Consider the following 11335-nt stretch of genomic DNA (forward strand, 5'->3'; position numbering starts at 1 on the left):
GTGGAAGACCAATTGCCTCTAACCAAATGTTAAAAAATTCTTGTTCCTTATTTTTGTTGCTTTCAACAGACAGACAATAGGGGGGATTTTTACGGCTATTTGCCAGATTCCTATTTTTATAAGTAGGGTAAACTCCTAGGACCGCGATCTCTTACCTGATATTTTTGACCTTATTTAAACAAATTATTCCCTTATTCAATTATAATATAGGAAAAGCCTTATTAAATGAGGAGAGTGATGAGAGTGGGATATTGCCTTAATGCGGAGGAATACGAAAAATTCAGGCTTACAAAAGGGGGGAAATGGAGAAGGTGTGAAAATAGTGCTGCCTTACTTGTAAATGATTATGTTTCGGACGATTGTTCGGAGTTGATTCGATTACAGCGCTCCATTGATAAAATCATTATTGGGGATGTTGAAAAGGCAGTAGGAGCCCAATGGAATTCTCCTTTTGATGATTATTTGGATTTTAATTTGTATGCTTTTAGGGAAGAATATCCTGATCCACCCGATCGTGGGCAATTGGAAGAGGTTCTGAAAAAGAGAAACAGGTATAAAACCAGTATCTTAATTCTTAAGATTGATGGTCGGTTTGAGCTTTGTTCTCCAGCATCTATTCGAACAGGTGTAATTGATCCTGGAATTGTTTTGCAGTTTGATGCTTATTATTTTAACAATGGGAATGGGTATGCCAATAACTTACCAAAAAGAAAGTCCTTCGCCGATTATGTAGATGACCTTTATAGTACGGGAATTTTTTACTGGAAGGAACATTTATTAACTAAGACTTTACATTATACACCTGGTTCGTTTAAAGTGTATACACTGGATCAACTTTTGGATGTTTTTTCCGAATTGAATCGAATAAAAGAAGAATGGGTTAGTGATTTTAAAGATTATGATAACCATTCCTTTAAAAATATAGCCTGACTTTTTATTTAAAGACATTTTTCATTTGATGAAACAAGATTATTTTTCTGATCAGGCTGCTGAGTATGCTCGTTTTAGACCAACCTATCCAAAGGAGTTGTATGCATCAATTTTTTCATATGTCCGTTTCTTTGATGCCGTTTGGGATTGTGGTACAGGAAATGGACAAGTTGCCTTGGAATTGGCAAAACATTTTAAAGTAGTAAAGGCCACTGATATTAGTGCTGCGCAAATTCAAAGAGCAAATCGGCTGCCGAATATTGAATATATATGTTGTCCAGCAGAAAAATCCCCTTTTCCTGCTAAATCTTTTGATCTGATTACTGTAGCAACAGCTTTACATTGGTTTGATTTGCCATCCTATTGGAGGGAAGTAAGTAGGGTAGGTAAAAAAGGTGCAATCTTGGCGGTTTGGTTTTATAGCTTAATTCGTATTACCCCTGAAATAGACAAAATTGCTGATAATTTTTGCTATAACTTGATGAAAAAGTTTTGGCCACCAGAGCGGCAACATGTCAATAGAAATTATGATGATATTGTTTTTCCCTTCCAAAAAGTGCAAGATTTAACATTAGAAAATAAGTTTAAATGGTCAAGAGATCATTTTCTAGGATATTTAGAAAGTTGGTCTTCCGTTCAGCAGTACATGAAAAGGATGCATGCTAATCCTTTAAATTTAATCAAAAAGGATCTATTTGACTTGTGGCCAGAGACAAAAAGTTATGAAGTAAATTTTCCTGTTATTCTGAAAATCTTTAAAATATAACCTGTTTGGGTGAAATACTTTATTTAATTCTCCGGAGGATTAATTGACTTATTTAATAGAGATTTCTTCTTTCAAAATTCCTTATAAACCACCTACTTTAGAAGGTAGAACTTCTTCGTCAGACCTAATACTTTGACCCTTAATGTTTCCCCAAGGTCCTTTTGAATTTATCTCATTGCACAATAGAGGTTTCCTTATTCCTAATTCGTAATTACCTTTATTATATTTGTGAGATGAAGATAAAAAGAGAGAAAGCCAACGGATATTTTGCCATTGGAATTGAGGAACCACAATTAGAGGAAAACATCGGGACCTTATGGAGAAGTGCGATTGCATTTGGTGCGTCTTATATTTTTACAATCGGTACCCGTTATAAAAAACAGTATTCTGACACAGCGAAGGCACCAGAAAACGTCCCCTATCATCATTACAAAGATTTTGAAGATTTTTATGCTCACATTCCCTATGGTTGTCGGTTAGTAGGAGTTGAATTAACTGATGCTGCCAAGGAATTGACTACCTATAAGCATTTTGAACGAAATGTTTATCTTTTAGGCTCTGAATCAAAGGGATTAAGTAAGGAGGCGATCACTCTTTGCCATGATGTCATTAAAATACCATCTCATATTTGTTTGAATGTAGCCACGGCAGGAAGTGTGATTTTGTATGATCGAATTCTTAAAAATGGATTGAAATAAGAATTATCTGCCCTTAAATATGTTAGGTAATTTATGATTTTTTTTTGAACAGAATGCTAATTATTGTTTGGGGAATGTATAGTAATGATTTCGAGTGAAACAGACTTTAAAAATAAATAGAAAATTCTTACGGCAAAGCCATTTGTTAATTCTACTGGTTTTTACCACTTTTTCATTTGCGCAAGGGCAAAACTATAAAATGCGAGCGGAGGAGAATTTGCTTTTTCTGGCTAAAGATTCCTCTGTGTTGGAATTGCTGTCCCTGGATAGTTTAGGAGTAAGGATGTTTGCTTCTTCAGAGGAAAAATTGGCAGGTACTCCAGAAATTAGGATAGATTGGAAGGATGTAGGAGAGTTTTTGAAAATTTTGGATGAATTTTCTCCTAAAGAAGTTTACGATATCTATAAAGGGCGAAAAATCTCATCTCTTTATTTTCATAAAAAGGAAAAAAATGAAAGAATACAGGCCAGAAAAAGTTTGCAAGGATTAAAGGTGGCCCTTGATCCTGGACATTTTGCTGGAAGTATGAAAGAGGCTCGGCAAGAACAGAGATTAATGGAATTGGACGGGTCAGATTATGGAGTGAAGAGAAAACTACGCTTTTATGAAGCCGATCTTACCTATTCAACTGCATTAATTTTAAAGAGAAAGTTGGAAGAGGCTGGTGCTGAGGTGTTCATAAGCCGGCCCAAAGGGAAGTCTGCCTTGGGTTCAACTTTTAAAAAGTGGTATAAAAAGGAATTTCGTAATGTTTTGAACCGGGATTTGGCTTCCGGGGAAATGGATCAAGAAACTTTTGATTGGTGGATAAATAAGGCTACAAAAAGGCAAATTTTTAATATTTATTTTAAGGGGAAAGATTTTGAAGCTAGAGCAGACCATATTAATTCCTGGAGACCAGATCTAACTTTTATTATTCATTATAATGCTGATCCTAGTGGAAATTTAAAGACCTATGAAAGGAATTATTGTATGGCGTTTGTAGGAGGGGGCTTTACTAAAAAGGAATTGAATTCCTCTGAAAGCCGCTTAGAGTTTTTACGATTGTTGTTGTCAGAAGACCTGGAACAATCCATTACATTGTCTTCTTTTTGGGTGGAAGCGCATAAAGATCTATTGAATATTCCAGCTGTCCTTGAGCCTAATAATGTAGAATATTTGAATAAATATAGTGTCTATACAGGCCGTCCGGGAGTATACAGTCGTAATCTAGCCTTAAGTCGAAGAATTCATGGGACAATTTGTTATGGAGAAAGCCTTTTACAAGAAAATATTCATGAAGCGCAAGCCTTGGCTAGAAAGGATTATCGAGACGGAAAAATAAAGACTTCTAAACGGATTGAAGAGGTGTCAGAGGCATATTTTCAGGCGGTTATCAAATTTTATAACTTGGACCTGAATAAATGAAGATTTAGTGTCATTAATACCGAGTATAATTAATTGGGTTGGTTTGTAGGTTTGAAAAATTAATTATGTTGAAAGGGTGTATTGATATTGCTGTATCAATCTTTTAACGATTAATCTTTCTCTTCCAGTTTTTATAATAGAAATTAATATTTTTCTAACCCATTAAACTTGGGCCTCTTTTTGTTGTCAAACCTTTAAATCTTAATCAAGAACCATTTTTTAAACATGTTAGATTTATGAAGACAACTTTGAAATTTTTAGCAGCCAGTGCTTTATTTTTTTCTTTAGGTACAACGGCTCATTCACAGGTGGTTGTAAAAGTAAAACCTGATAGACCCGTCAAAATAGTTAAGAAATCTAAGAAGGTTAGAAAAGGACATATTTGGGTAGATGGACATTGGAAGTGGAATAAGAGGAGAAATAAATATGTTTGGGTAGAAGGAAATTGGGTGAAAAAACGTCGGGGTTATAAGTATAAGCCAGGTTCATGGGTGAAAACTAGGGGTGGATATAAATGGAAACCAGCCATTTGGATTAAATTGTAAGACCATTTTGAAGTTAGATTATTCAAAGTTTAATTCCAATATTAGAAAGGGGCAAATGGAATGCATTCATTTGCCCCTTTCTGATGCTGAAGTAATTTATTTTCCTCATTTATTTTCCATAGAAGAAAGTTTAAATTTTTATAAGGTCCTTATGGAAAAAAGTGTCTGGAAGCAGGAAACGTTAAAACTTTTTGGAAAAAAAATCTTAGTACCCCGTTTATCAGCCTGGTATGGAGATCCCGGAGCTAAATATACCTATTCTGGTGTAATTCATAATCCTTTGCCTTTGTATGAAAAATTAGTATTGATTGGCAAAAAGGTGGAGGAGGTTTCAGGTTATAAGTTTAATAGTGTTTTGTTAAACTATTATCGAGATGGAAATGATAGCATGGGTTGGCATGCCGATGATGAAAAGGAATTAGGAGTTAATCCTACCATTGCCTCAGTGAATTTTGGTGTAGCCCGAGATTTTGATTTTCGCCGAAAAGATAATCCAAAAGAAAAATTTAGGATTTGCCTCGGAGACGGAAGCCTTTTATTAATGAGGGGAGCTACCCAGCATTATTGGCAACATCAATTGCCAAAAAGAAAAAAGGTTAATCAGGGAAGGATTAACCTTACTTTCAGAAAGATTTTATTTTGAGATGAAAAACATTAGGTCGGGATCTCTAAATGAATACCTGACAAACTTTCTTTTTCTTTATTCATGTGTATAAGTTTCAATTATTCCTCCGGTAAGCCGCATCAGGGAAATCTTTGCTTCCATCAAGTTGTAAACAGCTTGTAAAGCATCAAATTCAGCAAGAAGCGAATTAAGTTGAATGTTTCTGTAATCAAAGGAGTTTATCGAACCATTTTTGAACTTATCTTCACTTATACTCAAATTCAGGCTTGCCACATCCTTTTTCCTTTGACTGATTCCATAAAGGTTCCTTCTAGTTTTAAACAAATCGTAGGTAGAATGAAGGTCTTTATTTAATGAATTCTTCAGCTGATCAATTCCTATTTTTCCAATTTCTTCTTGCAGAGCGGCATTTTTTATAGCTCGTTTGATTCTTCCTCCATTAAAAAGGTTGAAACTAAGTCTGAAGTTGAGAGCAGTAGTAGAGGTAAATGTTGCAATTCTCCCGGGAGTATCAATCCGGTATAAATTATTTTGGTTTAGAAATTGCGAAGCCTCCAAACTTATTGTTGGATATTTTTGAACCTTACTAAGTCGTACTTCTTTTTTGAGTATTTCCTGACTGATATAAGTTTTTTTCAGGTCAATATTATCCTGTAGCATTTTGGTAGACAGTTCATCCAGATCATAATTTAATGCTTCAAATTCCATTCGATCAGTTAATTGTAGGGGAGTATCTGTATCTTTAATTCCCAGTAATAAGTTCAGGTTTCTGATAGCATCACGGTAGGCAATTTCCTGATTAAGAACGTTTGTAGAATCATTAAGGTAGTTTCCCTCTTCTAGTAAAAGTTCTGAAGTGGCGGAAGATCCCAGGCTCTGTTTTATTTTAAGGTATTCGTATTTATCTCTGGATAAGGAAAGGTTTTTATTTAAAATTTCAAGCCTTTCTTTTTGTAAAACGCCCTGGTAATATCCTAAAATAATGGATTGAATGGTATTAGAAATTACGATGGAAGCATTTCCTTCGGTTTCCCGTTGGAGTTGTTCCAGTTTTCTTTTTTCCATTTTAACCTTAAAACCATTAAAAAAAGTCCAGCTTAAGTTGATGGCAGGATTTGCACCGGATGAGAAATATGAAGTGTCGTTTCGAATAAACGATAGTGGTCCTCCTGAATCAAAAGTTCGGTTATTAGATTGGTTTACTACTAATTGAATGGAAGGATAAGCCCCAGCCTGCCCCCAATTATTATTATTTCGGCTGATATTGATTTTTTTACCTTCTATCTGAATCCCATAGTTGTTTTCTAAACCTATCTGAATGGCATCAGAAAGACTTAAAGATTGCTGAGAAAAGGCTTTAAAATTGGTTACAAGCAGAAAAAATGATAAAAGTATATATGTCTTTTTCATGGAATTTTTAGTTTGGGGCTTAAGTGATGACATTTTTTGTTTTGTCATTACTGGGTCCACTCTTTGGTTACTTGAATCAATGAATAGTTAAGCAATTATTTCATCGATTTTTGAATCTCTCTTTTGGTCAATAATTACACGTTCTACTTCTTCCGGTGTAGGTTTCTCACCTTCCCATAGCCATTTAGCCCATTTTCGAACGTCATTGAATGAAACAATAACTACGGGGAAGAATAATAAAATGATAAAGGTTCCAATTAAAACTCCATAAGCAACTGATACGGCCATTGGAATAAGGAATTGTGCCTGAAAACTGGTTTCCTTTATGATAGGGTATAGTCCTGCGATAGTAGTTATGGAGGTTAGCATAATTGGTCGGAAACGTGCAATTCCGGCATGAAAGGCTGCATCCATTACTTTCATTCCTTTTTTAAGGTTTAAGTTGTATTTATCCAGAAAAACTACGGCATCATTGATGATCACTCCGGAAAGGGCTATTAATCCCCATGCGGAAAGCAGAGAAACCTGTATGCCTTCTATACCATGGCCAATAACTCCACCAATAAAGCCGAGTGGAATCATGGTCATGATTAAAACTGATTGATAGAAAGACCTAAAATTGAGTAAGAGAACAAAAAATATTGCAATAAATGCTCCCCCAAAGTAAGTCATCAATTCCTCCATAGCCTTTTGGCTTTGTCTAGACTGCCCACCATAATCAATTTTTACCGTAGGGAATCTATCCAATACTTTTGGAATGATTTCCTTATTTACTTTCTCTAGAATAGGTGGCACTTCGGCATTTGGATCAACTACATCCGCCTCTACTGTAATAGCTCTCGCTGTATTAAAATGTCGTATGCCTGAAACCCCTCTTTCTACTGAATATTCAGTCAATTCATTTAGAGGCAATTCTCTACCGTCAGGAGTTTTGATTTTCATTTTCTCCATTTGGCTGGTATTTAACCTCCCGGAATTGGGGTATCTTACCCAAACACGAACTTCGTCGGTACCTTTTTGTAATCTTTGTACTTCTTCTCCAAAGAACCCTTGTCGAACCTGTTTGGTAATGTCATTATGATTGAGCCCTAGGAAATATGCATCTGGTTTTAAGTCTAGAAGCATCTCTCTTTTTCCTAATGGTACATTATCCTGAATTTCTTTGAGGGCAGCTATGTTACTTAACTCACTTTTAAGTAGCTCTTTTGCTCCGTTTAATTCTTCTATGTTTTTTCCAATCAATTTAACCGAAACAGGTTTACCAAATTGATTTGCTCCACCAATACTGAATTTTTCTGCCTCTGGAACATCACCTATTTTTTCTCTTATCAAGCGAATAAGTTCAAAATTGTCTGGGATAGGTGTGTCATCTAATTCCTTATGGAAAATATTTATTCCTCCGGCATGACTGCCACTTTCAGATCCACTCATGTTAAAACCTACTGCTGAAATACTAAAGTTGATATAGTCTACGGTATCCTTGTACTTTGTTTTTAATTCATTATTTACTTCCCAAATAGCTTTATCGAAGCGATCTAAATATTTTTCTACCTTGTCTTCTCTAGTGCCTGGCTTAAAACTGATATCAATGTTGAAAGAGGAAAAAGGGATATTAGGAAAGAAAGTAGATTTAATAATGCCTCCTTGAAGCAATCCCCCAATTATGGGGAATAAACTTATGAGAATAGCCACAGAAATGGCACGATTTTTCAAGGTGAAAGTTAAGGCTTTGCCGTACAGTCTGTATCTAAGGAAATCAATGAAGCGATTAACTTTTTCCCTTATTGCATGACTTCTTGTGCCCTTTTTCTTTTTGCGTAAAACAGAAGGGTTTCCTAAATGGGAGGGAAGTACAAAAAATGCTTCTATTAAACTAAATCCAAGAGAAACAATCACTACTATGGCCATATCCCTTAAAAACTCCATGCTGTCAATGAATAGCAATGGAGAAAAGGCAATCATAGTAGTACTTACTGAGGTGGTTACAGCAGGAAGTACTTCGATGGTACCGTCAATGGCTGCCTTGTAAGGATTGCCGTGCCTTTCAAAATGTGCATATATGTTTTCGGCAATTACAATACCGTCATCCACTAAAATCCCAATAACTAAGATCATTCCAAAAAGGGAAATCATATTGATGGTAAGCCCAAAGAAAGCCCCAAAAATGAATAAACCCAGAAAGGAAGAGGGAATTCCCCAAGCTACCCACAAAGAAAGTCGAAGGCTTAGAAAGACACCTAAACAAATTAAAACTAGGGAAATGCCCACTAATCCATTAGTGGTTAACATACTTAGTCTCTGTTGTAAGTAATCCATAAAGTCGAAGGCAACAATTAATTCTACACCTTCATGACTCTTGTTGAATTCATCGGCATATTGTCGGACATGTTGGGATATCTCCTGTAAGTCCTCATCTTCAAGTTTGTCTATCCGGAGGAAAGTGGCAATTTTCCCGTTTTGTTTCCACTTATTAGGGGCATCATTAAATTGTTCTTTGATAGTAGCTACTTCTCTTAAAAAAAGTTTGCTACCATCTGGGTTGGCCCGAAGGATGATTTCGCCAATTTTTTCAGCATCTGTTTGTTTAGCTCTGGAGCGGATAAGGATTTCCTCATTTTTAGCTTTTATCGAACCAGCAGATATATCGCGGTTGTTTGCTCTAACGGCTTGGGCCACTTGATCAAAGGTGATTCCAAAACGGGAAAGGTTTTCTTCCGATACTTCAATAGAGATTTCAAGGGGATTATATCCCATTGTGGCAATTTGAGAAATTACACCTGAGGCTAGCAAATCATCTTCAACCTCTTCAGCATACCTTTTTAATACCTTTAGATCTACATCTCCGGTAACGGTTACCCATTGTGTAGTGGAAGTAGGTTTTTGCTTGTATATTAATGGCCGTTCGGCACTGACTGGAAAAGAGCTAATTCCATCCACCGCATTTTTAATTTCGGTGTAAACCTCCTCAATGTCATACCCTTTCAAAGTAAGAATATTTATGGAAGCGAAATTTTCCGAAGAGGTGGAGTTGATTTCCTCGATACCGGCAATATTGTAAATGGCTTCCTCGATTTTCAGTGTTACCCCTTCTTCCATTTCTTCAGGAGAGGCACCCGGATAAGCTACCTGAATAGTAATATTCCTTGGAGTAGTTAAGGGAAAGAAGCTTTTCTTTGTATTGAGGAAACTGGCGATTCCAGCAAGAAGGGTGAACGCAATAATGATGTTGGCTAAAATCGGGTAGCGTACAAATTGCTCGATTAATCCTTTAAATAATCTTCGCATAGTAATAAAAGCTTTTTAAATTTCTTTTTCTGAAGGATCCTTAGTTTTCTCTTGAGCTTTCTTGTCTGAAAGTTTACTGACTTTCATATTATTGTGGGCATTGATAAGAGGTTCTGTGACAAGATCTTCTCCTTCCTGAAGTCCGGAAAAGATTAAGGTATGTTCATTTATCTTGTGAATGGTTATTTTCTTACTTTGAAGTTGCCCTTTTTCTACAACAAATACATTTGCGCCATTATAAACCGCATTTCTTGGAATTTCCATGCTACTTGTCACGGGTTTACCAGGAATTTCCGCTTTTAAATATAGGCCATCATAAATTTTATTTTTTCCAGGGGTAATTGTAAGAAAAACTTCAAGAGTCTGTGTTTTTGGGTTTATAATTTCTCCTATGCGACTTACTTGGGCATCCCATTCGTTTATACCATTCTCTGTGCTCACTTTAACTTTCTTACCGATGGAAATCCATTCTGCATCCCGACTTTCAATAGGGATTTTTAATTCGTATAGGTCAGTCCGAACTATCCTTGCTACCCGACTTCCCGGATTTACAAAAGAACCATCTTGTAAACTCACTTCTGCAATGGTCCCATTGAAAGGAGCATATACTCTATGTTTTTCTAAAGAAGTTTCCAGGCTTTTGATATTGTAGTAACTCCCATAGATATTTCTACTTGCTAGGAAGGTTTTTTCTTTAGCCGTCTTTGCCTTTGGAAGATTAGGGAGTGGTTGTTCAATCTCAACTGCATTGAAGAAGCTTTCCCATTCTGAAAAACTATTTGCATAATCAATCTTGAAATCCGGAAGTATGGAAGCAAGATCTTTTAAAAAGTTACTTTTAAGGGACTGTAAATTTAATCGAGCTTCTGTATCATCCACAGAAAATAATAGATTCCCTTTTCGAAAGCTTTCCCCAGGCTTTAACTTAATAGTTCCCCGGGCTATTTTGCCCGGTTTTTCAGCAATTAGGTCTAATGTTTCTCCACCTTGTACTCGTCCAAAAGAAGTGATTACGGTTGGGATTTCCTGATAGGAAACAGGTTGGGTGTTTACGTATTTAATAGCTTTTGATTCTTCCTTTTTTTCTGGCTCTTCTTTTAAGCTTGCAAAATAATTCGATAAGCCAAATGATCCACCCAGGATAAGGATCACTGAAAGTACGATGAGGGGTTTTCTATTATTCATTTTTATGTGGAATAACAAGTTTGAACAACTCTATTTTTTGTACACAAATTTATACCTAATACGTTAAAAATTAATGAAAAGGTTATCAATAATTATAAAAAAAGATAATTTTATAAGTTTAAACTTGTTAAAAAATGATATCTAAATTATTAAAGTCAAAAATTTATTTTAGTTAATTTTTTGAAGGTTTAAGGGGTTAATCTTCAAATTCTCCTTGAATAATTATTAATTATGGGGATTAAGATTGATGAGGTTATAGGGGAATGAGTTGTTTTATTTTTAATCTATTTTTGTAATATTTTGAACTTAATTTATAGTTGATTTTGAATTGAGGATTTTATTATGAAAAAAATAGTATTTTATATAGTGTGAAAAAAGTTATTATTAGTGAATGGAAAATTTATTTACTAGAAGTTGCTAAAAAAATTATTCTATTAAATTAATAGAAATGAAAAAATTAAATAATATTGGGATGGATAATAA

General features: G+C 35.2%; 9 protein-coding genes. 6 read left to right on the plus strand and 3 right to left on the minus strand.

Going from position 1 to position 11335, the window contains the following annotated elements:
* The first annotated feature begins 237 nt into the window (after positions 1-237).
* From E1171_RS16760 to E1171_RS16785, 6 genes are all read left to right on the plus strand, one after another.
* Positions 238-930, plus strand: a complete 693-nt coding sequence (locus tag E1171_RS16760; protein WP_155207205.1) for a hypothetical protein — start codon at positions 238-240, stop codon at positions 928-930.
* Between the two features lie 28 nt (positions 931-958).
* On the plus strand, positions 959-1696 hold the full coding sequence (locus E1171_RS16765; protein ID WP_155207206.1) for a class I SAM-dependent methyltransferase: 738 nt from the start codon (positions 959-961) through the stop codon (positions 1694-1696).
* 233 nt (positions 1697-1929) lie between these two features.
* Positions 1930-2394: an RNA methyltransferase gene (locus tag E1171_RS16770; RefSeq protein WP_155207207.1), complete on the plus strand. Its 465-nt coding sequence runs from the start codon at positions 1930-1932 to the stop codon at positions 2392-2394.
* A 94-nt stretch (positions 2395-2488) separates the two neighbouring features.
* A complete protein-coding gene (locus E1171_RS16775; RefSeq protein ID WP_155207208.1) occupies positions 2489-3802 on the plus strand; it encodes an N-acetylmuramoyl-L-alanine amidase in 1314 nt (437 codons plus the stop codon).
* 236 nt (positions 3803-4038) lie between these two features.
* The gene (locus tag E1171_RS16780; protein WP_155207209.1) at positions 4039-4347 is read left to right on the plus strand and encodes a YXWGXW repeat-containing protein; all 309 of its coding nucleotides are present in this window, start codon (positions 4039-4041) and stop codon (positions 4345-4347) included.
* 55 nt (positions 4348-4402) lie between these two features.
* Positions 4403-4990, plus strand: a complete 588-nt coding sequence (locus tag E1171_RS16785; RefSeq protein ID WP_155207210.1) for an alpha-ketoglutarate-dependent dioxygenase AlkB family protein — start codon at positions 4403-4405, stop codon at positions 4988-4990.
* 57 nt (positions 4991-5047) lie between these two features.
* On the opposite strand, the gene E1171_RS16790 is transcribed toward E1171_RS16785, so the two are convergent.
* The 3 genes from E1171_RS16790 to E1171_RS16800 all read right to left on the minus strand — a co-directional run bounded on the left by E1171_RS16790 (position 5048) and on the right by E1171_RS16800 (position 10852).
* Positions 5048-6382 (minus strand): TolC family protein, encoded by a 1335-nt coding sequence (locus E1171_RS16790; protein ID WP_155207211.1) that lies wholly within the window; start codon positions 6380-6382, stop codon positions 5048-5050.
* Positions 6383-6469: 87 nt separating this feature from the next.
* The gene (locus tag E1171_RS16795) at positions 6470-9667 is read right to left on the minus strand and encodes an efflux RND transporter permease subunit (protein ID WP_155207212.1); all 3198 of its coding nucleotides are present in this window, start codon (positions 9665-9667) and stop codon (positions 6470-6472) included.
* A 15-nt stretch (positions 9668-9682) separates the two neighbouring features.
* A complete protein-coding gene (locus E1171_RS16800) occupies positions 9683-10852 on the minus strand; it encodes an efflux RND transporter periplasmic adaptor subunit (protein WP_155207213.1) in 1170 nt (389 codons plus the stop codon).
* Positions 10853-11335 lie beyond the last annotated feature (483 nt).

The organism is Xanthovirga aplysinae, from assembly GCF_009711365.1.
Lineage (GTDB): Bacteria > Bacteroidota > Bacteroidia > Cytophagales > Cyclobacteriaceae > Xanthovirga > Xanthovirga aplysinae.

Excerpts from the sequence above, each read along its gene's own strand:
- E1171_RS16795 (WP_155207212.1), bottom strand. The coding sequence starts at position 9,667 with ATGCGAAGATTATTTAAAGGATTAATCGAGCAATTTGTACGCTACCCG.
- E1171_RS16760 (WP_155207205.1), top strand. The coding sequence starts at position 238 with ATGAGAGTGGGATATTGCCTTAATGCGGAGGAATACGAAAAATTCAGG.
- E1171_RS16785 (WP_155207210.1), top strand. The coding sequence starts at position 4,403 with ATGGAATGCATTCATTTGCCCCTTTCTGATGCTGAAGTAATTTATTTT.
- E1171_RS16780 (WP_155207209.1), top strand. The coding sequence starts at position 4,039 with ATGAAGACAACTTTGAAATTTTTAGCAGCCAGTGCTTTATTTTTTTCT.
- E1171_RS16800 (WP_155207213.1), bottom strand. The coding sequence starts at position 10,852 with ATGAATAATAGAAAACCCCTCATCGTACTTTCAGTGATCCTTATCCTG.
- E1171_RS16765 (WP_155207206.1), top strand. The coding sequence starts at position 959 with ATGAAACAAGATTATTTTTCTGATCAGGCTGCTGAGTATGCTCGTTTT.
- E1171_RS16770 (WP_155207207.1), top strand. The coding sequence starts at position 1,930 with ATGAAGATAAAAAGAGAGAAAGCCAACGGATATTTTGCCATTGGAATT.
- E1171_RS16790 (WP_155207211.1), bottom strand. The coding sequence starts at position 6,382 with ATGAAAAAGACATATATACTTTTATCATTTTTTCTGCTTGTAACCAAT.